At 26.4% G+C, this 736-nt stretch carries 1 pseudogene; it reads left to right on the top strand.

The window, feature by feature from the left end:
• Nucleotides 1-242 precede the first annotated feature (242 nt).
• A pseudogene (locus A2255_09810) lies at nucleotides 243-736 on the top strand (Fe-S cluster assembly protein SufB).

The raw sequence follows: 736 nt of genomic DNA, 5'->3' as shown, positions 1-736 counted from the left end.
AGACGAACCAGACTCTGGGACAGATGTTGATGCATTAAAATTAATTGCAAATGGAATAAATAAGACAGTTAATGAAAATAATACAGGAATTTTATTAATTACACATTACAATAGAATTTTAGAATATGTAAAACCTGATTTTGTACATATCATCCATAATGGAAAAATAATTTTATCAGGCGATTTAAGTTTAGCACATCAAATAGAAGAAGAAGGATATGAAAAGATTATAGGTGTAAAAAATGAATGAAACAAGTTTTTTGGACATTAATCAGAAGAAATATTCTTTCAAAGAAGATTTAGAATATTTAGAAGTATTCCCAAAAGGATTAAACAAAGAAATAGTAGAAGCAATATCTAAAATAAAAAATGAACCAGAATGGATGTTAAAAATAAGATTAAAAGCATATGGAGAATTTTTAAAAAAACCAATGCCAACATGGGGACCAGATTTAAGCAATATTGATTTTAATGATATTACTTATTATCTATCAGCAAACAAAAAAGTAGAAAATGATTGGGAAAAAGTTCCAGAAAAAATAAAAAACACATTTGAAAAATTAGGAATTCCAGAAGCAGAAAGAAAATTTTTAGCAGGTGCGGGTGCAATGATGGAATCTACAACAGCATATCATAAATTAAGAAAAGATCTAGAAAAAAAAGGAATAATATTTTGTGATACAGATACAGCAATTCACAAACATCCAGAATTAATAAAAAAATATTTTGGAACTGT

This window comes from Candidatus Melainabacteria bacterium RIFOXYA2_FULL_32_9 (assembly GCA_001784615.1).
GTDB lineage: Bacteria > Cyanobacteriota > Vampirovibrionia > Gastranaerophilales > UBA9579 > UBA9579.
The sequence above is the reverse complement of the archived record's forward strand: the minus strand, read 5'-3'. Positions and strand labels throughout refer to the sequence as shown.